This window comes from Amycolatopsis sp. MtRt-6 (assembly GCF_017308975.1).
Taxonomy (GTDB): Bacteria; Actinomycetota; Actinomycetes; order Mycobacteriales; family Pseudonocardiaceae; genus Amycolatopsis.
Window position 1 is genome coordinate 228,515 of sequence record NZ_JADWPD010000005.1, and the last position, 23,073, is coordinate 251,587.

Genomic DNA, 23,073 nt, shown 5'->3' on the forward strand with positions numbered 1-23,073 from the left:
CTCACCCTTCGCGCCGGGCGTACTTCTCCAGTTCCGGGCGCCCGAACGGCAGCTCCCCTTCGTCCAGGGCACCACAGTCCAGGCCGCGCAGCAGGTACACCGCCAGCGCCTGGGCCGTCGCCGGTTCGTCCAGCACTCCCCCGGCCGTCTTCGCCGCGTACGCGCGCAACCGCTCCACCGCCTGCGAGAAGCCTTCGCGGTAGAACGTGTACGTCGCCGCGAAGCGGGTCGGCAGCTGGTGGGGGTGCAGATCCCAGCCCTGGTAGAAGCCGCGCTCCAGCGAGCGGCGGACCAGCCTGAGGTGCTCCGCCCACGCCGTGGGCAGGGCGTCGCCGATCGGGAGCTTGTTCGTCGAGCCGTCCGAGAGGCGGACGCCGGTGCCCGCCGCCGCGACCTGCATCAGGCCCTTCGCCAGGTCGGCCGCCGGGTGCTCCATGCTCTGGTACGCCGCCGCGATGCCCAGGCCCGCGCTGTAGTCGTACGTCCCGTAGTGCAGGCCCGAGCAGCGGCCCGACGCCGCCTGCACGATGCGCGCCACCGACAGCGTCCCGTCGAGGTCCACAATGGACTGCGCGGTCTCGATCTGGACTTCGAAGCGCAACGCACCTTCAGCGAGCCCGTACGCGCTTTCCAGCCGGGAAAGGACTTCCGCGGCCACCGAGACCTGCTCCACCGCCGTCACCTTCGGCAGCGTGACGACGAACCCGGGCGGCAGCGGCCCGTTGTCCAGCAACGCACCGAGGAACAGGTCCAGGGTGCGGATGCCCCGCCGGCGCGTCGCCGCTTCGAAGCTCTTGAAGCGGATGCCGCAGAACGGCGTCCCGCCGGTCGTCGCGAGGGTCTGCCCGGCCGCGCGGGCGGCGGCGTCCTCGACGTCGTCGGGGACTCGGCCGAAGCCGTCCTCGAAGTCGATCCGCAGGTCCTCGATCGGCTCGGTGAGCAGCTTGGCCCGCACGCGTTCGTACACGTTCGCGTCCACGCCGAGCAGGTCTTCGTGCTCGATGAAGACCCGCATCGCCTGCTTGCCCCAGTCGGCCACCAGGCGCGTCTTGTACTGCGAAGCCGGGACGTAGACCGTGTGCACGGGCTGGCGTCCCGGCCGCTCCCCCGGGTACGACGCCGCGACGCGCGCGTCGACCTCGGCCAGGCGCGCGTCGGCGGCGTCGTAGACGTCTTCGGGCAGCCGCACTACTTGATCTTCTCGTAGGCGGGCAGCGTCAGGAAGTCCGGGAACTCCTCGGCCAGCGCGACCTGCTCGAACAGCTCCACGGCGGGCTCCAGCAGCTCCGGCTTGAGCTCGCCGGCCAGCTCACCGCGGACGTCGGCCAGCACGCCGCGCACCAGCTCCGCCGTCACGACGTCGCCACTGTCCAAAGTGGTCCCGTTCTTGACCCACTGCCAGATCTGCGAGCGCGAGATCTCGGCGGTGGCGGCGTCCTCCATCAGGTTGTGGATGGCCGCCGCGCCGTTGCCGCCCAGCCAGGACGCGATGTAGCGGACGCCGACGTCGACCGCGGCACGCAGGCCGGCCGCCGTCGCGCTGCCCGGCGTCGAAGCGACGTCCAGCAGCTGGTCGGCGGTGACGCTCACCTCGTCCCGGGTCCGGTCGAGCTGGTTCGGCTTGTCGCCGAGGACCTTGTCGAACTCCTCCTTGCAGAGCTCGACCATGCCCGGGTGCGCGACCCAGGAGCCGTCGAAGCCGTCACCGGCCTCGCGCGACTTGTCCGCGTGGACCTTCTCGAAGGCGCCCTTGTTGGTCTCGGGGTCCTTGCTCGGGATGAACGCGGCCATGCCGCCGATCGCGAACGCGCCGCGCTTGTGGCAGGTGCGCACCAGCAGCTCGGTGTAGGCGCGCATGAACGGCGCGGTCATGGTGACGGAGTTGCGGTCCGGCAGCACGAACTTCTCGCCCGCGTCGCGGAAGTACTTGATGACGCTGAACAGGTAGTCCCAGCGGCCGGCGTTGAGGCCCGAAGCGTGTTCGCGCAGCTCGTAGAGGATCTCCTCCATCTCGAACGCGGCCGGGATGGTCTCGATCAGCACGGTGGCGCGGACGGTGCCGTGCTCGATGCCGAGCGTCTTCTCGGCGTGGGTGAAGACGTCGTTCCAGAGCCGCGCTTCGAGGTGGCTCTCCATCTTCGGGAGGTAGTAGTACGGGCCCTTCCCGCGCTTGATCAGCTCGGCGGCGTTGTGGAAGAAGTGCAGGCCGAAGTCGACGAGCGCGCCGACGCCCTCGCGGCCGCCGAAGGTCAGGTGGCTCTCGGGCAGGTGCCAGCCGCGCGGGCGGACCACGATCGTGGCGTGCTCGACGTCGTCCTTCAGCGCGTAACTCTTGCCGCCGCTCTCCAGGGTGATCGTCTCGCGGATGGCGTCGTAGAGGTTGACCTGGCCGGAGACGACGTTGCGCCAGTGCGGGGTGTTGGCGTCCTCGAGGTCGGCCAGCCACACCTTCGCGCCGGAGTTGAGCGCGTTGATGGTCATCTTGCGGTCGGTCGGCCCGGTGATCTCGACGCGGCGGTCCCGCAGCGCGGCGGGCGCGCCGGCGACCTGCCAGTCGCCGTCGCGGATCTCCTTGGTCTCCGGCAGGAAGTCCAGCCTGCCGGTGGTCCGGGCCTCCTCGCGACGCTTGCTCCGCGCCTGGAGCAGCTCGTCGCGGCGGCCGGCGAAGGCGTCGTGGAGGCCGGCGAGGAAGGCGAGCGCCGCCGGCGTGAGGATCTCGTCGCCGCGCTCGACCGGGTCGCCCAGCACCTGGACTTCAGAAGACATGGGGAAACACCTCGAGGGTTCGGATCTTTGGATAACGGCCCTACGGTTTTCTACCAGCCGGACTATAGTTTCTGCATAGCGGAACCTCAACGCCGACGTAAGGAGGGCCACCGTGCCGGCGGAGAAGAACGGTCGCGACGGCGGCGTCCAGTCCCTGCAGCGCGCCTTCGAGCTGCTGGAACACCTCGCGGACACCGGCGGCGAGGCCAGCCTGTCCGAGCTGGCGACGCTGTCCGGGCTGCCGATGCCGACGATCCACCGGCTGATCCGCACGCTCGTGGATCTGGGGTACGTCCGCCAGAACACGAACCGCCGCTACGCGCTCGGAGCTCGTCTCATCCGGTTGGGCGAGAACGCGAGCATGCAGTTCGGCGCGTGGGCCAGGCCGCTGCTGGCGGAGCTGGTGGAGGAGGTCGGCGAGACGGCGAACCTGGCGGTCCTGGAGCGCGACGAAGTCGTGTACGTGGCCCAGGTGCCTTCGAAGCACTCGATGCGCATGTTCACCGAGGTCGGGCGGCGGCTGTTGCCGCACGGGACGGGGGTCGGGAAGGCGATGCTGGCGCACCTGCCGTCTGCCGATGTCCGTGAGCTGCTTTCGCGGACGGGCATGCCCGCGTACACGGAGCACACGTTCACGGACCCGGACGCGCTGGCGGTGGAGCTGGAGCGGATCGCTTCGCAGGGGTACGCGCTGGACGAAGCGGAGCAGGAGCTGGGGGTGCGGTGCGTCGCGGTGGCGGTGCCCGGGGCGCCGGTACCGGCAGCCGTGTCGGTGTCGGGGCCGTCCGGGCGGCTGACCGCCGAGGCGGTGGCGCACATCGCCCCGGCGGTACAGCGGGTGGCGGACGCCCTGGGGGCTAGCCTGTCCCAGGCGGCGGCCACGGTTTGACGCTGCGTAACGATTGATCACGGAACCGCTACCATAGGCAGCATGTCCGACTTGTTCCGCACCGAGCGCGCCGCTGAGATCCGACAGCTCCTCGCCGAGCAGACGGCACTGTTGGACGACCTGCTCGAGGGTCAACGCGAACTCGGTCGGCGACTGGGCAGTAGCCGCGCCGAACGCGATGGTCTCGCGGCCGGACTCGACGGTCTGCGGCGCACGATCGACCGCGGGTTCGCCGAGCTGGACAGCCGCATGGAGCAGGTCACCCAGCTCGCCCGCCGGCTCGCCGACAAGAAAGCTCAGGCCAGCTCCCCCGCCAGCAAATCCATCAACAGCCCGTCGTGCCAGCTGCCGTCCGAGCCTCGCTCGTAGACACGCAGCACGCCGACCGGCCGGAACCCCACCTTCGTGTACACCCGGATCGCCGTCTCGTTGGCCGCCGCCGGGTCGATCGTCAGCCGGTGGTGCCCCTGGGCGAACAGGTGCCGGGCCAGCGCCCGGATCGCGGCCGTGCCGATGCCGCGGCCGTGGAAGTCCGGGTGCACCGCGATGTCGATGCCCGCGTGGCGGTACTGCGGATCCAGCTCCTCGGAACTCTGGATCAGTCCCACGACCGCGCCGTCGTATTCAATGGCGTAGCAGACGAAGCCGTCCTCGACGGCGTACACGCCTTCGGTCTCCGACTCCGGCTCGCCCCACCAGCGGGCGACCTCCGGAGCGGCCAGGATTTCGCGCACGCGGGCGCGGTCCGCTGCGCCGATCGGGCGCAGCCGCACCCGGTCGCCGTGAATGGCAGTCATGATGGGTCCTCTCTCGTAGCGAATGACGGCTTCGAAGCGTCTGCTACGAGGAGGGGCACGAGCGGACGTGCGTCAACCGGGCATGCCCGGATTCTGCGCCGGCACCCGGCCGCTCGTCATCCGAATATCAGGAGGCCCGCATGGACCCGAACACCGGCGCCCTGGCCTGGCTCGCGCAGGGAGCCGCCTCGAACCTCCTGGACCGGCTCGTCGACCGCGCGCTCGACGGATCGCCCGCGGCGCCCGCGTGGCCACGCCCGGCGAAGACCGCCGCGGGCACCGTCGAGATCACCGTGCGGCACCACGGCGCCGCGAAGGGGCGGACGCCGGTCATCCTCACGCTGCAGGAGGACGGCAGCCGCACCGGCACGGCGTTCTCGGCGATCCTCGGCCACACGGCCCGCATCGCCGTTCCGGGCGGCCGCTACTTCGGCGCGGCGATGGTCGTCGACCCGGCCCGCCGCACCCTTCAGGGCATCGGCTGGTCGCGGCTGACCGTGCCGGCCCACGGGACATCGCCGTGCCTCATCCCGGCCGTGCGTCCGTCGGCGCCGGTGATCCTGCAGCTCGGGCTGCGGAAGGCCGACGGGACGCCGCTGTTCCGGCTTTAACCGAGCAGGGCGTCCACGAAGGCACCCGGCTCGAACGGCGCCAGGTCGTCCGGGCCCTCGCCCAGCCCGACCAGCTTCACCGGGACGCCCAGCTCCTTCTGGACCTGGAACACGATGCCGCCCTTGGCCGTGCCGTCCAGCTTGGTCAGCACGATGCCCGTCACGTCGATGACCTCGGCGAACACCCGGGCCTGCATGAGCCCGTTCTGACCCGTCGTCGCGTCGAGGACCAGCAGGACCTCGTCGACCTTCGCCTGCTTCTCCACGACGCGCTTGACCTTGCCCAGCTCGTCCATCAGGCCCGTCTTCGTGTGCAGCCGGCCCGCCGTGTCGACCAGGACCGCGTCGACGCCCGTGTCGACGCCGCGCTTGACCGCGTCGAACGCGACCGCCGCCGGGTCCGCGCCCTCCTTGCCGCGGACGACCTCCGCGCCCACGCGCTCGGCCCACGTCTGCAGCTGGTCGGCCGCCGCCGCGCGGAACGTGTCCGCCGCGCCCAGCAGCACCGTGCCGCCCTGGGCCACCAGGACGCGGGCGAGCTTGCCCGTGGTCGTCGTCTTGCCCGTGCCGTTGACGCCCGCCACCAGCACCACCGCGGGCTGCTTCCTGCCGTCGACCGTGTGCGGCAGCGCCCGGACCGCGCGGTGGCCGTCGGTCGACAGCTGCGCCGTCAGCACCTCGTGCAGCACCTCGCGCGCCTCCGCCGACGACCGCACCGCGCGCCGGGAGAGCTCGTCGCGCAGGCGCTCGACGATCTGGTTCGTGGTGGCCGCGCCCAGGTCGGCCATCAGCAGCGTGTCCTCGACGTCCTGCCAGGAGTCCTCGTCGAGGTCGCCGGCGCCGAGCAGGCCCAGCAGGCTCGTCCCGAACACCGACCGCGACTTCGACAGCCGGCCGCGCAGCCGCTCCATGCGGCCGGTCGCCGGCTCGATCTCCTCGGCCGGCTCGGGCTCGGCCGCAGCGGGCTCGTCGGGCAGCTTGACGTCCCGGACCGTGCGCTGCGCCGAGTCGCGCGGCACCGCCGCGTCGTCGCCCACGGCGGGCTGGCCGTCGACCTCCGGCCGGTCCTCGACCGGGTGCTCGGCGGCGGGTTCTTCCACCGCGGTGGCCGTGCCGCCCGGCGCGAGCGCGATGCCCCCGCTGGCCGCGTACGAACCGCCCTTCGGTTTCTCCTCGACCTCGCGCCGGTCGTCCAGGCTGATCCGCCGCCTGCGTGCGATCAGCAGGCCGGTCACCAGCAGGGCGACCAGGACGACGACGGCGACGACTACGAACAGGAACCAGGTGCTCGACACGCGCCCATCCTTTCATCCGCGCTTCGCCACGCCGGACACCCCGTCCGCACAGGCAATTCATCACCATCTAGGTCCCGATTGGGCCAAGACTTAACCACGTGGGTTGCGTCACATCGACGGCTCCGTTAAACCCCTCCGGATGGGGTTGCGAGCGAGCCACGGCTACCGGGTGATCGGCCTGATTTCGGGCACGTCGATCGACGGCATCGACGTGGCCGCCGCCGACCTCCACGCCGAAGCCGGCACGGTCGTGCTGACCCCGCTCGGCGAGCTCGACGTCCCCTACCCGGAGCCGCTGCGCGAAGCCCTGCTCGCCGCGTTGCCGCCGAACCCCTGCACGGCGGGCGAGCTCACCCGGCTCGACACCGGTGTCGGCCAGGCGTTCGCCGACGCGGCCCGGCGCGGGGCCGCGGAGCTCGCGGGCGGCAGCGCGGACCTGGTCGCGTCGCTGGGCCAGACGGTCTACCACTGGGTCGAAGACGGCCACGTCCGCGGCACCCTCCAGCTCGGCCAGCCCGCCTGGATCGCCGAACGCACCGGGCTGCCGGTGTGCGCGGACCTGCGCGTCCGCGACGTGGCCGCCGGCGGCCACGGGGCGCCCCTGGCCGGCACGCTCGACCAGCTGTGGCTGCGCGGTCTCGCCCAGGACACCGGCCGTCCGGTCGCCGCGCTGAACCTCGGCGGGATCGCCAACATCACCGTCGTCGCCCCGGGCGTGCCCGTGCTCGCCTACGACACCGGGCCCGCCAACGCCCTGCTCGACCTCGCGGCCCACCGCGTCACCGGGCAACGCAGCGACGTCGACGGCCGGCTCGCCCTCGGCGGGTCGGTGCGCGCCGACCTGCTCGACCGGCTGCTCGCCGACCCGTACTTCGCCGCCGCGCCGCCGAAGTCCACCGGCAAGGAGCACTTCAACGCGGACTACCTCGACACGGCCACGGCCGGCCTGGACCCGGTCGGCGACGGCGACCTGCTCGCGACGCTGACCGAGCTGACGGCCGTCACCGTGGCCGAGGAGTGCCGCCGCCACGGCGTCACGACCGTCATCGCCTCCGGTGGCGGCGTCGCGAACCCGGCGCTGATGGCGGCGCTGGCCCGCACCCTGTCCCCGGCGGCGCTCAAGACCAGCGACGACTTCGGGCTGCCCGGCGCCGGCAAGGAGGCGTACCTGACCGCGTTGCTGGGCTGGCTCACCTGGTGCGGCGTGCCCGGTACGGTGCCGTCGGCGACCGGTGCCCGCGGACCGCGCCTGCTCGGCGCGCTGGTCCCGGGTCGCGGCCCCCTGACCCTTCCCGCCCCGCTGGGGGGCAACGTGACACGGTTGCGAGTCGCGGAGAAGGCCGGATGAGGGTAGGAGAAGTCCATGCGCGGTGTTGACCTCGCCATCATCGTGATCTACCTGGCGGCGATGCCGCTGATCGGCGTGCTCGTCGGCCGGAGACAACGGTCGGCGGCCGACTACTTCGTCGGCGAGCGCAGCCTCCCGTGGGGCGCGGTGATGCTGTCGGTGGTGGCCACGGAAACCTCGACGCTCACCGTGATCAGCACGCCCGGGCTGGTCTTCGGCAACGCGTTCCTGTTCCTGCAGCTGGCCTTCGGCTACATCATCGGCCGGACGATCGCCGCGTTCGTCCTGCTGCCGCGGTACTTCCGGGGCAACCTCGTCAGCGCGTACGAGTTCCTCGGGCGGCGGTTCGGCTCCGGGCTGCAGGGCACCGCCTCGGTGACGTTCGTGATCACGCGGCTGCTCGCCGAGGGCGTGCGGCTGTTCGCCGGCGCCATCCCGATCAAGGTGATCCTGGCGCACTACGGCATCCACCTGGACTACTGGGTGATCGTCGTCATCCTCACCGCGCTGACGCTGATCTACGCCTACATCGGCGGGATCAAGGCCGTCGTCTGGGTCGACGTCATCCAGCTGTCGCTGTACCTGGGCGGCGCCGCGGTGGCCGCGATCGTGCTGCTGAACAAGCTGCCCGCCGACTGGGCCGCGCAGGCGTCCGCGGACGGCAAGTTCATGCTCGTCGACTTCACGAAGAACCTGGTGACCAGCCCGTACGCGTTCGTGACGGCGGTGCTCGGCGGCGCGGCGCTGTCGATGGCCTCCCACGGCGCGGACCAGCTGATCGCGCAGCGGCTGCTGGCCACGCGCAGCCTGCGCGACGGGCAGAAGGCGCTGATCGGAAGCGGCATCATCGTCACCATCCAGTTCGCGCTGTTCCTGCTGGTCGGGGCGATGCTGTGGGTGTTCAACGGCCGCAAGCCGGTCGCGGAGCTGGGCATGCAGAGCCCGGACGACGTGTTCTCGCGGTTCATCATCGACGACCTGCCCGTCGGCGTGTCGGGCCTGCTCATCGCGGGCGTGCTCGCCTCGACCATGGGCGCGCTCGCCTCGGCGCTCAACGCGCTGTCGACGTCCACCGTGGCCGACCTCTACCAGCGGTTCACCAAGCGCTCGCCGGAGGACTCGAAGCTGCTGCGGCACGGTCGCATGTGGACACTGATCTGGGCCGTCGTGTTCGCGGTGTTCGCGTCGATGTTCTCCACCACGAAGAACTCGGTCATCGAGCTGGGCCTCGCGATCACCGGGTACACCTACGGCGCGCTGCTCGGGTCGTTCCTGCTCGGCCTGCTGATCAAGAAGGCGCGGCAGGCGGACGCGATCATCGCGTTCGTCGTCACGGTCGTGGTGATGGCGTTCGTCATCCTCGGGGTGAAGTTCAACGCGAAGACCGGCGACCTGATCGGCGTCGACTTCAGCAAGGCGGCCGGCGACAAGGTGGCGCTCGCCTACCCGTGGTACACGCTGATGGGCGTGGTCATCACGCTGGTCGTCGGCGGCTTGCTGGCGCTGCGCCACCGCACGCCGGACCCGAAGGCGGCCGAGGCCGAGGCGGTTCCGCCGCAGGAAGAGGTCGCCGCCTGATCCGGCTGAACCGTTTCCGGCGGGCGCCCGTGTCCGGTGGCGGGAGCCCGCCGAGAAGCGGCGGGAGGATTTCGAAGGTGGATTCCATGAAGCGGATGACGGTGGCGCTCGCGGTCGGCGCCCTCCTGGTCGGCGGCGCGGCAACGGCGTCGGCGACCCCGCCGGCGTCGAAGGTGCCGGACGCGATCAAGGTCCCGGCGGGCAACCGCGCCCTGGCGAGCTACGCGGCCGAAGGCGTGCAGATCTACGGCTGCGCGTCCGGGACCTGGACGCTGCTCCAGCCCGCGGCGGTGCTGACCAGGCACGGGAAGCCGGTGGCGCTGCACAGCAAGGGCCCGGTCTGGACGTCCACAGTGGACGGCAGCACGGTCGGCGCGGCGGCGGCCGCTTCGTCGCCGCGCAAGGACACCATTCCGGAGCTGCTGCTCAAGGCGATCCTCAACACCGGCGACGGGGTCTTCGGCAAGGTGACGTACATCCAGCGCCTGAACACCCGCGGCGGCGTGGCCCCGGCCGGGCCGTGCGCGGCCGGCGCGCAGACCGCGGTCCGGTACTCGGCGGACTACGCCTTCTGGGTGGCGGGCTGACCAGCGCCCCAATGTGGCCTTGGTTGCGTTCAACGCACCCAATGTGGCCTTCGGTGCGTTCAACCGGCACTGCGGCGCGGAGCGCCTCCGTTGAGGGCGGTGGCGGGGGCATGGATGGAGCACCGAAGGCCACATTGGGGCGCTTGGGGTCAGCTGACTCCGACTGGCTCTTCCTCGGTCGTGCGCAGGCGCTGCGAAATCACCTTCGTGATGCCGTCGCCCTGCATGCTCACGCCGTAGAGGGCGTCGGCGATCTCCATCGTCGGCTTCTGGTGGGTGATGATGATCAGCTGCGACGAGTCGCGCAGCTGCTCCAGCAGCCCGATCAGCCGGCGCATGTTGGTGTCGTCGAGCGCCGCCTCGACCTCGTCCATCACGTAGAACGGTGACGGGCGGGCGCGGAAGATCGCGACCAGCATGCCCACCGCGACCAGCGACTTCTCGCCACCGGACAGCAGCGACAGCCGCTTGACCTTCTTGCCCGGCGGGCGGGCCTCGACGTCGACGCCGGTCGCCAGCAGGTCGTCCGGCTCGGTGAGGACCATCCGGCCCTCGCCGCCGGGGAAGAGCACGCCGAACACCGTCTCGAACTCGCGTGAGACGTCCGCGTACGCCGAAGCGAAGACCTCGAGGATCTTCTCGTCGACCTGCTTGATGACCGCTTCGAGGTCCTTGCGGGTGTCCTTGAGGTCCTCCAGCTGCGTGGAGAGGAACTTGTACCGCTCCTCCAGCGCCGCGAACTCCTCCAGCGCCAGGGGGTTCACCTTGCCCAGCAGCGACAGGTCCTTCTCGGCGCGCTTGGCGCGGCGGGCCTGGGTGTCGCGGTCGTAGGGCATCGGCGGCGGCGGGGTGACGTCCTCGCCGCGGTCCTTGGCCGCCTCGTACTCGGCCATCTCGCCCGCGCTCGGCGGGACCGGGACGTCCGGGCCGTACTCGCGGACGAGATCCTCCAGCCCCATGCCGAAGTCCTCGGCGATCTTGGCTTCCAGGGTCTCCAGCCGCAGCCGCTGCTCGGCGCGCAGCACCTCGTCGCGGTGGACGGCGTCGGTCAGCTTCTCCAGCTCGCCGGTGAGCTCGCGGACCTTGGCGCGGACGCTCGTCAGCGCCTGCTCGCGGCTCTGGCGACGGGCCTGGACCTGGTCGCGTTCGGTGGCGGCGCGCTGCACCGAGTGCTCGATGCGCTCCAGCGCCAGCTCGCCGGCGTTGACGACGGCGTTGGCGATCTCGGCACCGCGCTTGCGGGCCGCGGCGGCGCGCTCGGCGCGCTCGCGGGCCTGCTGCTCGGCGTGCGCGGCGCGGCGGAGGCCTTCGGCCTTGCCGGCGATGCCGCGCGCCCGCTCCTCGGAGGTGCGCTGCGCGAGCCGCGCCTCCATCTCTTCCTGCCGGACGACGGCCAGTTCCTCGACCGCGGCGTCGCGCTCGGCGGTGTCCGGGTCGTCCTCGACGGGCTGCTCGGCGACGGCGGCGAGCCGTTCTTCCAGCTCGGCGAGCTGGGCGAGGGCCTGGACGCGGCTCTGCTCGACCTTCGCGCGCTGCCCGGACAGCCGCTCGACCTCGGCCTGGGCCTGCCGGGCGGCCTGCTGCAGCCGGTTGAGCCGCTCCGAGGACCGGGCCTTGCGCACCTTCGCCTCGCCGAGGGCGTCCTTGGCCTGGGACACCTCTTCACGCCGCGCCTGCTGCTCGGCGCGGGCGCCTTCCAGCTCGGCCGCGTACCGCTCCAGCGAGCGTTCGGCCAGCCGGAGCCGCTCGGCCGCCTCGTCGACGGCGGCCTGGACCTCGATGACGCTCTCGCGCTTGCCCGAGCCGCCGATCGCCCAGCGGGCGCCGAAGACGTCGCCCTCGGCGGTGACCGCGCGGACGTCCGGGTGCGCCGCGACCAGGTGCCGCGCCGCGTCGAGGTCGCGGACCAGGGCCAGCTTCTCCAGGGCCTGCTCGACGGCGGGCCGCAGCTGCGCCGGCGCCGTGACGACCTCGCGGGCCCAGCGCGCGCCGTCCGGCAGCGACGGCCAGGAATACGTGTCCACAGTGGACTCGGGTCCGCCGAGCAGGATGCCCGCGCGGCCGGAGTCGGTGTCCTTCAGGTACTTCAGGGCGCGCAGGGCGTCTTCGCCGCCCGCGACGGCGATCGCGTCGGCCACCGGGCCGAGCGCCGCGGCCAGCGCGACCTCGTACCCCGGTTCGACGGTGAGCAACGCGGCGACCGAGCCCAGCAGGCCCGGCAGCTCGTGGGACGCGCCGAGCAGCGCGCCCGCGCCGTCCTTGCGCTTGAGCCCCATCGACAACGCCTCGACGCGTGCCTTCTCGGACGCGATCTCGCGCTCGGCGGCGCGTTCGGCCTTGACCAGCTCTTCGACGCGGGCCTTGGCCGCGTTGTTGGCCTCGACCGCGCGGTCGTGGCGGTCCATCAGGCCGGCGTCGTCGGACTCCTCCGCACCGCCTTCGGCCTTCGCCATTTCCAGCTCTTCGACGGCGATCTCGGCACGCTCGGCAGCCTCTTCGAGGGAGACGCTGAGGCGGTCGATCTCGTCGGAGGTGGCGCCGTTCTTGCTGCGCAGCGCCTCGACCTGGCCGGTCAGCTTGGCCATGCCCTCGCGGCGGTCGGCGATGGCGCGGACGGCGGCCCAGTGCGCGCGCTCGGCGGCCTGGACGCGCTGTTCGAGGTCCTCGCGGCGCAGCACGGTCTGGGCGAGCAGCTCCCGGGCCTCCATGACCGCCTCGTTGAGCTCTTCTTCCTGCTCGGCGACGCGCTCGGCCTCTTCGAGGAGCTCTTCGGGGTCGCGGCCGCCGGTGTGCGCCGAGACGTCGGCGGAGAGGTGCCGCTGGCGCTCGATCGCGAGGCGGACGGTGCCGCGCAGCCGCTCGGCCAGCGCGGACAGCTTGTACCAGGTCTCCTGCGCGGTCTGCAGCAGCGGCGCGTCCTCGGCGAGCGAGGCCTCCAGCTCGGCTTCTTCGGCGGAGACGATCTCGAGGGTCTGCTCGACCTCGGCGCGGCGGGCGCGGGCCGTCTTCTCGTCGGCCTCTTCGCGCGCGATGGCCTCCCGCTGGGTGACCAGGTCGTCGGCGAGCAGGCGCAGGCGGGAGTCGCGCAGCTCGGACTGGACCGTCTGGGCCTTGCGGGCGATCTCGGCCTGCTTGCCCAGCGGCTTGAGCTGGCGGCGCAGCTCGGTGGTGAGGTCGCCGAGCCGGTCGAGGTTGCCCTGCATGTTGGCCAGCTTGCGCAGGGTCTGTTCCTTGCGCTTGCGGTGCTTGAGGACGCCGGCGGCCTCTTCGATGAAGGCGCGGCGCTCCTCGGGCTTGGACTCGAGGATCGCCGAGAGCTGGCCCTGCCCGACGATGACGTGCATTTCGCGGCCGATACCGGAGTCCGAGAGGAGCTCCTGGACGTCCATCAGGCGGCAGCGGTCGCCGTTGATCTCGTACTCGCTGGCGCCGTCGCGGAACATCCGGCGGGTGATCGAGACCTCGGAGTACTCGATGGGCAGCGCGCCGTCGGCGTTGTCGATGGTGAGGGTGACCTCGGCGCGGCCGAGCGGGGCGCGGCCCGCGGTACCGGCGAAGATGACGTCCTCCATCTTGCCGCCGCGCAGGTCCTTGGCGCCCTGGGTGCCCATGACCCAGCGCAGGGCGTCGAGGACGTTGGACTTGCCCGAGCCGTTCGGCCCGACCACGCAGGTGATGCCGGGTTCGAAGCGCAGCGTGGTGGCCGAGGCGAAGGACTTGAAGCCCTTGAGCGTCAGGCTTTTCAGGTGCACGTGGTGCTGACCCCTCTGGCCGCGGGTACTGGCGGTTCAATCGTCCCAGGCTACCTGGGGGCCCGGCGGGTCCGCCGGATGCGCCCCCTCCTCGGCGCGCCTAGCACACCGGCGGCGGCCTCAGCAACACCACGAGCCACACCGGCCCCGGACGGCCTACCGCTCGACGAACCCCCGGAGTCCCCCTTTCGGGTCAGACCAGCGCTCGGCGACGTGCTCCACACTTCCGGGTGATTCTCCCGACCGTAACGCGGATAACAGCCGCTGACAGTGGTCACGGCTACCCTCCGCTATGACCTCGACACGCCCGTCGGCGAGGTTGCTCGCGCTCCCGACCAGGCCGAGTTCCAGCGCACGGCTGCGCGTCCACCAGCGGAAACCGACGCCCTGCACCCGGCCGCGCACCCACGCCGTCAGCCGGGTGTGGGTTTCTTCCTCACTCACGCCATTCATCCCTTCCGGGTCAACCGACCGCGCACAGTAACGGATCAAGGCCACTACCTGGGCGAATACCCACCCGCCGGTGATAACCTCCCCGCCGAGGTCGGTCCCCCGCCGTGGCTCTGCCCGTTTCCCGATCTCAGCACCGCGCCTCCCCGAAATCCCCAAGGAGCCCCGTATGCCCCGCCCCGACGGGTCGGATTCGAGCTCTCGGATCACCAGGATCGACACCGCGCCGCCCAAGAGCAGCAAACCGAACCGCACCGGGTACGTCGTGCTCGGGGTGGCGGGGCTGGTCGTCGCGACCGCGTTCGCCGCCGTGGCCGAGCTCGCCGGGCCGGGCCCCGCGTCGACCGCGGGCGGCACGGGCGGTCCCGGCGGCCAGGGCACCCTCCCGGCCGGCGTCCAGACGCTGCCGGCCACGCCGTCGGCCACCGACCCGTCGACCTCCAGCGGCGAGCCGACGACGTCGAGCCCCTCGTCGTCGAGCACGCCGACGACGGTGGTGTCGGTGAGCCCGGACGGCAAGACGACCACCACGGTGGTCACCCAGTCGTCGCCCCCGCCACCACGCCACGACACGGGCGGCAACCCACCCCCGGTGACGCACACGACGCCGACTTCCACGAACCCGAAGCCGCCGGTGACCACGACACCGACAACGCCGCCCCCGACGTCGAGCGACCCCACGCCGACGACCACGGCCAGCGGCGGCGGCGGTTCCAGCTCGGCGGGCGCTCCCTCGTCGAGCACGACCGGGACCAGCACCCCGGCCTAGGCCCAAGCGCCCCAATGTGGCCTTGGTTGCGTTCAACGCACCGAAGGCCACATTGGGGCGCTTGAAGATCGCCGGATCAGGCCTGCCGGTCGCGCCCGGAGCGGCGGGACCAGGCCTGCACCGCCAGCACGCCGAGGACCGGGCCCAGGCCGCTGAGGCCGGAGATCCAGGGGTCCGTCCGGCCGAAGGCGGCGGCGATCCCGACACCGGCCAGGTAGCCGAGCACCGACAGCAGGAGCAGGTACCCCACGAGGGCCTTCCGGCTGCGCCCCACCGGAGCGCGGGACCCGGTCAACGGCGCCGCAGCCGGTGGGCGACCAGGGCCCACAGGTAGACCGTCAGCAGGGCGCCGGCGCCGGCCGCCGTGACGCGCAGCCACGCCGCCCCGCCGGCTCCGGCCTCGAAGGCGGTGAAGAGCCAGCCGAGCGCGCCGACGGTCGCGCCCACCGCCAGCGTCAGCACGATCACCGGCGGGATGCGCTCACCGCCGAGCAGCCACGATTTCGACCCGTCCATGTCCGGGAAGTACCCCGCGCGGGCTCCGGCTAGACCTCGAAGCGGTAGCCCATTCCCGGCTCGGTCAGCAGGTGGCGGGGCCGGGACGGCTCCCGTTCCAGCTTGCGCCGCAGCTGGGCCAGGTACACCCGCAGGTAGTGGGACTCCGTCTCGTACGACGGGCCCCACACCTCGTGCAGGAGCTGCTTCTGCGCCACCAGCCGGCCGCGGTTGCGCACCAGCAGCTCCAGCACGCCCCACTCCGTCTTCGTCAGGTGGACTTCCTCGCCGTCGTGGCGGCGGACCTTCTTCGCCGCCAGGTCGACCGTGAACGACGCCGTGTCGACCACCGCGTCCGCGCCGTCCGCGCCCGCCACCGCCGAACGGCGGACCGCCGCGCGCAGCCTCGCCAGCAGCTCGTCCATGCCGAACGGCTTCGTCACGTAGTCGTCGGCGCCCGCGTCGAGGGCCTCGACCTTGTCCGCCGAGTCGCCGCGGGCGGACAGCACGATGATCGGGACCGTCGTCCAGCCGCGCAGGCCCGCGATCACCTCGGTGCCGTCGAGGTCGGGCAGGCCGAGGTCGAGCACGACGACGTCGGGCTTCGTCTCGGCGACGGCCTTCAACGCGGCCGTGCCGTCGTGCGCGGTGATCACCTTGTAGCCGCGGGCGGTCAGGTTGATCCGCAGCGCCCGCACGATCTGCGGCTCGTCGTCCACCACCAGCACGGTGGCGCCCAGGTCGCTCATCGCACCCCCTCTTCTTCGTACTCCACACTGAACGCGGGCAGGGACAGCACGATCGTGAGCCCGCCGCCTGGGGTGTCCTCGGCGCGGATCGTGCCGCCCATCGCCTCGGTGAACCCCTTCGCCACCGACAGCCCGAGCCCGACGCCCGGCGTCGTGTCCCGGTCGCCGCCGAGCCGCTGGAACGGCGCGAACGCCGAGTCCGCGGCTCCCTTGCGCAGGCCCTTGCCGTGGTCGACGATCCGCAGCTCGACCTGGCCGGAGTGGGTGCTGGCCCGTGCCGACACCGGGGGCCCGCCGTGCCGCAGGGCGTTGTCGAGCACGTTCGCCACCACCCGTTCCAGCAGGCCGGGGTCGGCCAGGGCCGACGGCAGCTGGTCGTCGACCGCCACCTGCACCGCGTCCGAGTTGTCCACAGTGGACAGGGCGTGCGCGACGACCTCGTCGTAGCCCACCGGACGCAGGTGCGGCTTGACCGCCCCGGTCGCCAGCCGCGACGAGTCGAGGAGGTTGTCGATCAGCCCGGCCAGCCGGTCGGCGGACAGCTCGATGGCCTCCATCAGCTCGGCGGTGTCCTCTTCGGACAGCGCGAGGTCGGGCGCGCGCAGGCTGCCGATCGAGGCCTTGATCGACGTCAGCGGCGTCCGCAGGTCGTGCCCGACCGCCGAGAGCAGCGTCGTGCGCAGCTCGGTCGCCTCCGCCTTGCGCTCGGCGCGCGCCGCCGCGGCCGCGGCCCGCTGCTGCTGCAGGGCCAGGAACGCCTGCCCGGCCACGGCTTCCAGCACCCGCCGGTCGGCCGCCGGCAGCGCCCGCCCGCGCAGGGTCAGGTGCACGTCGGCGGTGACGGCGATGTCGGCGTCGGCCTCGTCCGGGTCGGCGCACGGGTGCTCGCCCGCCGTCGCCACGCACCGCCAGACGCCGTCCTGCTTCTCCAGCAGCGTGACCGACGTCAGCGCGAAGTTCTCGCGGACCTTCGCCAGCAGCCGCTCGATCGGGTTCGCGTGGGTCAGCACGGTCCGGGCGTAGGAGGCCAGCAGCGCCGCCTCGGTCCGGGCCCGCGCCGACTGCGCGGCCCGGCGCGCGGCCTGGTCGACGACGAGCGCGACCAGCACCGCGACCACGACCATCGCGATCAGCGTGACCAGGTTCTGCGGGGTGTGGACGTTCAGCGTGTACAGCGGCGGCGTGAAGAAGAAGTTGAGCAGCCCGGCGCCGAGCACGGCCGCGAGCAGCGCCGGGCCGAGGCCGCCGACCAGCGCGACGATGACCGTGACCAGGACGTAGGAGATGACGTCGGTGGCGAAGTCGAGCCCGCTCGGCACCAGGACGCCGACGACGGTGACCAGCGCCGGCAGCAGGACGCTCAGCACCCAGCCCGCGACCAGCCGCGAGAACCCCAGCGGGCTCGCGGTCAACCCGGTCCGCAGCCGCCCGCCCGCCTCGGAGTGGGTGACCATGTGGACGTCGATCGGCCCCGACCGGTGGACGACCGCGGCCCCGATGCCCTCGTCGAACAGCCGCGCCACCCGCGAGCGCCGGGAGGTCCCGAGCACCAGCTGGGTCGCGTTGACCCCGCGGGCGAAGTCCAGCAGCGCGCCCGGGACGTCGTCGCCGACGACCGTGTGGAACGTCGCCCCGACCTCCTCGGCGAGCTTGCGGTAGCGGGCCATCGAGGCGGGGCTGATCCCGGCCAGCCCGTCGCCGCGCAGGATGTGCACCACCTGCAGCTCGGCGCCGGCCCGGGTGGCGATCCGGCTGGCCCGGCGGATGAGCGTTTCGCTCTCCGGCCCGCCGGTGATCGAGGCGACGACGCGTTCGCGCGCCTCCCACGTGTCGGTGATCCGCTGCTCGGCGCGGTAGCGCTGCAGGGCGACGTCGACCTGGTCGGCCACCCAGAGCAGGGCCAGCTCGCGCAACGCCGTCAGGTTGCCGGGGCGGAAGTAGTTGCCGAGCGCGGCGTCGATCCGCTCGGCCGGGTAGACGTTGCCGTGGGCGAGCCGCCGCCGCAGGGCCTCGGGGGTGATGTCGACCAGCTCCAGCTGCTCGGCGCGGCGGACGACCTCGTCCGGGACGGTTTCCTGCTGGGTGACGCCGGTGATCCGCTCGACGACGTCGTTGAGGCTCTGCAGGTGCTGCACGTTGACCGTGGAGAGCACGTCGATGCCCGCGTCGAGCAGCTCTTCGACGTCCTGCCAGCGCTTGGCGTTGCGCGAGCCCGGCACGTTGGTGTGCGCCAGTTCGTCGACGACCGCGACCTCCGGGCCACGCGCGAGGATCGCGTCGACGTCCATCTCCTCGAACTCGCGGTCGCGGTGGCCGGCTCGCCGCCGCGGGACGACTTCGAGGCCGTCGAGCAGCGCCGCGGTCTTCTCGCGGCCGTGCGTCTCCACCAGCCCGACGACGACGTCGGTGCCGCGGTCGAGCCGGCGGCGGGCTTCGCCGAGCATGGCGAAGGTCTTGCCGACGCCCGGAGCCGCGCCGAGGTAGATCCTCAGCTCTCCCCGGCGCGGCCTGTTCTCCGTGGTCACGCTGTCAGTGTGCCCCTCCGGCCGCGGCTTGCACGGCCAAGTTGAGCGGGAGCACAGCCACGCCGGGAACGCCGATCCCGGCCCCGCTCGTGTTCTGCCGGATCAGCTGCTTCACCCGGTCGAGGGGCAGGCCCGTGTTCCGCGCGACCCGCGGCGCCTGGAGGTCGGCGTAGGCGACGCTGATCGCCGGGTCGAGGCCCGAGCCCGACGCCGTCACCGCGTCCGGCGGTACCTGATCGGGCGACACGCCTTCGCGCTGGGCGATGGCGTCCTTGCGCTCCCCGATGGTCTTCACGAGGTCCTCGTTGTACGGGCCCTTGTTGGACGCGCCGGACGGCATGTCGGGAGTGGCCGCCGAGGGACGCGTGTGGAACCAGGGGTCGTGCGCCGGGTCCGCGGGCACCGGGTCGACGCCGATCAGCGACGACCCGGCGGCTTGGCCGTTCCGCGTGACGATCGAGCCCTCGGCGTTGCCTTCCAGGCCGGGGACGCGGGCGACGGCCCACACGGCCAGGGGGTAGAGGACGCCGAGCAGGACGGTCATGACGAGCAGGACGCGCAGCCCGGCCCAGGTCTGTTTGACGAGTGTGTTCACGGTGTCACCCGATTCCGGGGATGAGGCGCACGAGCAGGTCGATCAGCCAGATCCCGAGGAAGGGGCTGACGATGCCGCCGAGGCCGTAGACGAGCAGGTTGCGGCGCAGCAGCGCGGAGGCCGACGACGGCTTGTACCGCACGCCGCGCAGGGCCAGCGGGATCAGCACGACGATGATCAGCGCGTTGAAGATGACGGCGGAGAGGATCGCCGACTTCGGCGTGGCCAGGTGCATGATGTTCAGCCCGCCGAGCTGGGCGTAGATGCCGGTGAACATGGCGGGCAGGATCGCGAAGTACTTGGCCAGGTCGTTGGCGACGCTGAACGTGGTCAGCGCGCCACGGGTGATCAGCAGCTGCTTGCCGATCTCGACGATCTCGATCAGCTTGGTCGGGTCGCTGTCGAGGTCGACCATGTTCCCGGCTTCCTTGGCCGCCGAGGTACCGGTGTTCATCGCGACGCCGACGTCGGCCTGCGCGAGCGCGGGGGCGTCGTTGGTGCCGTCGCCGGTCATCGCGACCAGCCGGCCGCCTTCCTGCTCCCGCTTGATGAGCGCCATCTTGTCCTCGGGCTTGGCCTCGGCGAGGTAGTCGTCGACGCCGGCGTCCGCGGCGATGGCCTTCGCGGTGAGCGGGTTGTCGCCGGTGATCATCACCGTCTTGATGCCCATCGAGCGCAGCTCGCCGAAGCGTTCCTTCATGCCCGGCTTGACGACGTCGGACAGCCGGATCACGCCGCGCACCACCGTGTCCTCGGCGACGACCAGCGGCGTGCCGCCCTGGGCGCTGATCTCGTCGACCACGCGCTCGGTCTCGTCGGGGAACTCGCCGCCGTTGTCGCGCACCCAGGCGCGGACCGCGGACGCGGCGCCCTTGCGGATCCGCCTGCTTCCGATGTCGAGGCCGCTCATCCGGGTCTGCGCGGTGAAGGGGACGAACTCGCCGTGCTCGTCCTCGGCCGCGTGTTCCGCCGTCAGCTCGACGACGCTGCGGCCCTCGGGGGTCTCGTCGGCGAGGCTGGCCAGCCGGGCGGCGCGGGCGAGTTCGTCCGGGGTGGACGAACCGACCGGGATCAGCTCGGTGGCGCGGCGGTTGCCGAAGGTGATCGTGCCGGTCTTGTCGAGCAGCAGTGTCGAGACGTCCCCCGCGGCCTCCACCGCGCGGCCGCTGGTGGCGAGGACGTTGCGCTGCACCAGGCGGTCCATGCCGGCGATGCCGATGGCGCTCAGCAGCGCGCCGATCGTCGTCGGGATGAGGCAGACCAGCAGCGCGGTCAGCACGATCACGGACTGCTCGCTACCGGAGTAGCGGGCCATCGGCTGGAGCGCGACGACGGCGAGGAGGAAGATGATCGTCAACGTCGAGAGCAGGATGGTCAGCGCGATCTCGTTCGGCGTCTTCTGCCGGGAAGCACCTTCCACCAACGCGATCATGCGGTCCACAAAGGACTCGCCGGGCTTGGTGGTGATCCGCACGACGATCCGGTCGGAGAGCACGGTCGTGCCGCCGGTGACAGCGCTGCGGTCGCCGCCGGACTCGCGGATGACCGGGGCCGACTCGCCGGTGATGGCCGACTCGTCGACGGTCGCGATGCCCTCGACGACGTCGCCGTCACCCGGGATCACCTGGCCGGCTTCGACGACGACCAGGTCGCCGACCTTCAGCTCGACGCCGGGCACCTGTTCCTCGGCGCCGCTTTCGGTGAGCCGGCGGGCGACGGTCTCCTTCTTCGCCCGCCGCAGGCTCTCGGCCTGGGCCTTGCCGCGGCCTTCCGCGACGGCTTCGGCGAGGTTCGCGAACAGGACCGTGAACCACAGCCAGACGGCAATCAAGATGGTGAACACGCTCGGGTCGGTGACCGCGAAGACGGTGGTGAGCGCGGACCCCACCCACACCACGAACATCACCGGGTTGCCGAGCTGGTGCTTCGGGTTCAGCTTCCGGACAGCCTCCGGCAGCGACGTCCAGAGCTGGCGGGGGCTGAACACCCCGGCGCCGACCCGGCTCTTCTCTTCGGCGGGAGTCACCTGCGGTCGTTCTTCGGTGACGGTCATGCGAGTGCCTCCGCGATGGGCCCGAGCGCGAGCGCCGGGATGAACGTGAGGGCCGCGACGAGCACCACCGTGCCGGTGAGCAGGGTGGCGAACAGCGGCCCGGTGGTGGGCAGGGTGCCCGCGGTCTCGGGCACCTTGCGCTGGGCGGCCAGGGAGCCGGCCAGGCAGAGCACCGCGACGATCGGCACGAACCGGCCGAACGCCATGGCGACGGCGAACGAGGACTGGAACCAGTCGCTCGTCGCGGTCAGGCCGCCGAACGCGCTGCCGTTGTTGTTGCCGGTCGACGCGTAGCCGTAGAGGATCTCGGACAGGCCGTGCGCGCCGGTGTTGCCCAGCGCGCCCGCCGTGCCCGGCAGCAGCAGGGCGATCCCGGAGCCGAGGAGCACCACGGTCGGCATCGCCAGCATCGCGATCGCCGCGCAGGTGACCTCGCGCTTGCCGAGCTTCTTGCCCAGGTACTCCGGCGTGCGCCCGACCATCAGCCCGGCCAGGAACATCGCGATGATCGCCAGCACGAGGATGCCGTAGAGGCCGGTGCCGACGCCGCCGGGCGAGATCTCGCCGTAGAGCATGTTCAGCAGCGGTCCCCCGCCGCCGAGGCCGGACAGGCTGTCGTGGGCGCCGTTGACCGCGCCGGTGGACGTGCCCGTGGTGGTGTCGGCGAAGATCGACGTCAGCCCGATGCCGAACCGCTGCTCCTTGCCTTCCATGCTCGCGCCGGCCGCCAGCGCCGCCGGGTTGTTCGCCTTGGCCTCGGAGAACCAGATGAGCGCCAGCGAAGCCGCCCACAGCAGGCCCATCACGCTGAGCAGGACGTACCCCTGGCGCGTGTTGCCGACGAGCTTGCCGAACGCGCGGGTCAGGCTGACCGGGATGACCAGGATCAGGAAGAGCTGGACGAGGTTCGACCAGGCGGTGGGGTTCTCGAAGGGGTGCGCGGAGTTGGCGTTGAAGATGCCGCCGCCGTTGGTGCCCAGTTCCTTGATGGCCTCCTGGCTCGCCGCCGGGGCCAGCGCGATGGTGCCGCGACTGCCGTCCGGGTTCGTCACGGCGACGCCGGCCTTGAGGCTCTGCACGACACCGAGGGCGACCAGGACGAGCGCGAACACGAACGCCATCGGCAGCAGCACGCGGACCGTGCCGCGGGTGAGGTCGACCCAGAAGTTGCCGAGCCGGTCGGTCTTCGCCCGGACGAAGCCCCGCGTCACCGCGATCGCCACGGCCAGGCCGACGGCCGCCGACAGGAAGTTCTGCACGGTCAGCCCGGCCATCTGGACGAAGTGGCCCATGGTCGTCTCGGGGACGTACGACTGCCAGTTCGTGTTCGTGACGAACGAGATCGCCGTGTTGAAGGCGACCGCCGGGCTCACCGAGCCGCGGCCGAGGTTCCACGGCAGCAGCGGCTGCAGGCGTTGCAGCAGGTAGAGCAGGACGACCGAGACGAACGAGAAGCCGAGCACGCCCGCGGCGTAGGTCGGCCACCGCTGCTCGGAGCCGGGGTCGACGCGGAAGAGCTTGTAAAGGCCCTTCTCGAGCTTGAGGTGCTTCTCGGTGGAGAAGACGCGCGCCAGGTAGTCGCCGAGCGGCCGGTAGACCGCGGCGAGGGCGGCGAGGAGCAGGCCGAGCTGGATGAGCCCGGCCGTGGTGTCGGACATCAGAATTTCTCCGGCCTGATCAGCGCGACGAACAGGTACACGAGCAGGCCGAGCGCGAGCAGCCCGCCCACGACGTCGGCCACGGCGCTCACAGCTTCTCCAAGCCGCGCAGCACCAGCGCCAGCACCACGAAAATGCCGATCAGCAGAACGGCGT

The 23,073-nt window shown here is 71.9% G+C and carries 21 protein-coding genes; 7 read left to right on the top strand and 14 right to left on the bottom strand.

Annotated features, from left to right (window positions below; all coding sequences use genetic code 11):
- Nucleotide 1 precedes the first annotated feature (1 nt).
- On the bottom strand, nt 2-1,189 hold the full coding sequence (locus I4Q55_RS11775) for an aldolase/citrate lyase family protein (protein ID WP_206787088.1): 1,188 nt from the start codon (nt 1,187-1,189) through the stop codon (nt 2-4).
- Nucleotides 1,189-2,766: a malate synthase A gene (aceB, locus tag I4Q55_RS11780; RefSeq protein ID WP_206787090.1), complete on the bottom strand. Its 1,578-nt coding sequence runs from the start codon at nt 2,764-2,766 to the stop codon at nt 1,189-1,191. The genes I4Q55_RS11775 and aceB overlap by 1 nt, the downstream gene beginning before the upstream one ends.
- Nucleotides 2,767-2,878: 112 nt before the next feature.
- On the opposite strand from aceB, the gene I4Q55_RS11785 reads away from it, so the two are divergent.
- The gene (locus tag I4Q55_RS11785; protein ID WP_206787091.1) at nt 2,879-3,655 is read left to right on the top strand and encodes an IclR family transcriptional regulator; all 777 of its coding nucleotides are present in this window, start codon (nt 2,879-2,881) and stop codon (nt 3,653-3,655) included.
- A gap of 42 nt (nt 3,656-3,697) precedes the next feature.
- On the top strand, nt 3,698-4,024 hold the full coding sequence (locus I4Q55_RS11790; protein ID WP_206787094.1) for a hypothetical protein: 327 nt from the start codon (nt 3,698-3,700) through the stop codon (nt 4,022-4,024).
- Here I4Q55_RS11790 and I4Q55_RS11795 read toward each other — a convergent pair.
- Nucleotides 3,952-4,452: a GNAT family N-acetyltransferase gene (locus I4Q55_RS11795; RefSeq protein ID WP_206787096.1), complete on the bottom strand. Its 501-nt coding sequence runs from the start codon at nt 4,450-4,452 to the stop codon at nt 3,952-3,954. The genes I4Q55_RS11790 and I4Q55_RS11795 overlap by 73 nt on opposite strands.
- Nucleotides 4,453-4,592: 140 nt before the next feature.
- Between I4Q55_RS11795 and I4Q55_RS11800 the strand changes: the two genes are divergently transcribed.
- Nucleotides 4,593-5,063, top strand: a complete 471-nt coding sequence (locus I4Q55_RS11800) for a hypothetical protein (protein ID WP_206787098.1) — start codon at nt 4,593-4,595, stop codon at nt 5,061-5,063.
- Here I4Q55_RS11800 and ftsY read toward each other — a convergent pair.
- A complete protein-coding gene (ftsY, locus tag I4Q55_RS11805; RefSeq protein WP_206787100.1) occupies nt 5,060-6,358 on the bottom strand; it encodes a signal recognition particle-docking protein FtsY in 1,299 nt (432 codons plus the stop codon). The genes I4Q55_RS11800 and ftsY overlap by 4 nt on opposite strands.
- Before the next feature lie 139 nt (nt 6,359-6,497).
- Between ftsY and I4Q55_RS11810 the strand changes: the two genes are divergently transcribed.
- The 3 genes from I4Q55_RS11810 to I4Q55_RS11820 all read left to right on the top strand — a co-directional run bounded on the left by I4Q55_RS11810 (nt 6,498) and on the right by I4Q55_RS11820 (nt 9,871).
- Nucleotides 6,498-7,706 (top strand): anhydro-N-acetylmuramic acid kinase, encoded by a 1,209-nt coding sequence (locus I4Q55_RS11810; protein ID WP_206787102.1) that lies wholly within the window; start codon nt 6,498-6,500, stop codon nt 7,704-7,706.
- 15 nt (nt 7,707-7,721) lie between these two features.
- Nucleotides 7,722-9,284 (top strand): sodium:solute symporter, encoded by a 1,563-nt coding sequence (locus tag I4Q55_RS11815; protein WP_206787104.1) that lies wholly within the window; start codon nt 7,722-7,724, stop codon nt 9,282-9,284.
- Nucleotides 9,285-9,370: 86 nt separating this feature from the next.
- A complete protein-coding gene (locus I4Q55_RS11820; RefSeq protein WP_206787107.1) occupies nt 9,371-9,871 on the top strand; it encodes a DUF3455 domain-containing protein in 501 nt (166 codons plus the stop codon).
- Nucleotides 9,872-10,020: 149 nt separating this feature from the next.
- On the opposite strand, the gene smc is transcribed toward I4Q55_RS11820, so the two are convergent.
- The gene (gene smc / locus I4Q55_RS11825) at nt 10,021-13,623 is read right to left on the bottom strand and encodes a chromosome segregation protein SMC (RefSeq protein ID WP_206787117.1); all 3,603 of its coding nucleotides are present in this window, start codon (nt 13,621-13,623) and stop codon (nt 10,021-10,023) included.
- Between the two features lie 156 nt (nt 13,624-13,779).
- Entirely contained in the window at nt 13,780-14,076 is a 297-nt protein-coding gene (locus I4Q55_RS11830) for an acylphosphatase (RefSeq protein ID WP_206787439.1), read from the bottom strand.
- 166 nt (nt 14,077-14,242) lie between these two features.
- Between I4Q55_RS11830 and I4Q55_RS11835 the strand changes: the two genes are divergently transcribed.
- A complete protein-coding gene (locus tag I4Q55_RS11835) occupies nt 14,243-14,842 on the top strand; it encodes a hypothetical protein (protein ID WP_206787119.1) in 600 nt (199 codons plus the stop codon).
- A gap of 76 nt (nt 14,843-14,918) precedes the next feature.
- On the opposite strand, the gene I4Q55_RS11840 is transcribed toward I4Q55_RS11835, so the two are convergent.
- From I4Q55_RS11840 to kdpF, 8 genes are read right to left on the bottom strand one after another with little or no spacing between them, the layout of a single operon-like run.
- Nucleotides 14,919-15,092: a hypothetical protein gene (locus tag I4Q55_RS11840; protein ID WP_206787121.1), complete on the bottom strand. Its 174-nt coding sequence runs from the start codon at nt 15,090-15,092 to the stop codon at nt 14,919-14,921.
- A 41-nt stretch (nt 15,093-15,133) separates the two neighbouring features.
- Entirely contained in the window at nt 15,134-15,358 is a 225-nt protein-coding gene (locus tag I4Q55_RS11845; protein WP_206787123.1) for a hypothetical protein, read from the bottom strand.
- A 29-nt stretch (nt 15,359-15,387) separates the two neighbouring features.
- The gene (locus I4Q55_RS11850; RefSeq protein WP_091306659.1) at nt 15,388-16,086 is read right to left on the bottom strand and encodes a response regulator; all 699 of its coding nucleotides are present in this window, start codon (nt 16,084-16,086) and stop codon (nt 15,388-15,390) included.
- Entirely contained in the window at nt 16,083-18,611 is a 2,529-nt protein-coding gene (locus I4Q55_RS11855; RefSeq protein WP_206787124.1) for a sensor histidine kinase KdpD, read from the bottom strand. Before I4Q55_RS11855 ends, I4Q55_RS11850 begins: the two co-directional genes overlap by 4 nt.
- 4 nt (nt 18,612-18,615) lie before the next feature.
- Nucleotides 18,616-19,206 (bottom strand): potassium-transporting ATPase subunit C, encoded by a 591-nt coding sequence (locus I4Q55_RS11860; RefSeq protein WP_206787126.1) that lies wholly within the window; start codon nt 19,204-19,206, stop codon nt 18,616-18,618.
- Between the two features lie 4 nt (nt 19,207-19,210).
- A complete protein-coding gene (kdpB, locus tag I4Q55_RS11865; RefSeq protein WP_206787135.1) occupies nt 19,211-21,259 on the bottom strand; it encodes a potassium-transporting ATPase subunit KdpB in 2,049 nt (682 codons plus the stop codon).
- Nucleotides 21,256-22,917, bottom strand: a complete 1,662-nt coding sequence (kdpA, locus tag I4Q55_RS11870) for a potassium-transporting ATPase subunit KdpA (protein WP_206787137.1) — start codon at nt 22,915-22,917, stop codon at nt 21,256-21,258. The genes kdpB and kdpA overlap by 4 nt, the downstream gene beginning before the upstream one ends.
- The gene (gene kdpF, locus I4Q55_RS11875) at nt 22,917-23,009 is read right to left on the bottom strand and encodes a K(+)-transporting ATPase subunit F (RefSeq protein WP_206787139.1); all 93 of its coding nucleotides are present in this window, start codon (nt 23,007-23,009) and stop codon (nt 22,917-22,919) included. Before kdpF ends, kdpA begins: the two co-directional genes overlap by 1 nt.
- Nucleotides 23,010-23,073 lie beyond the last annotated feature (64 nt).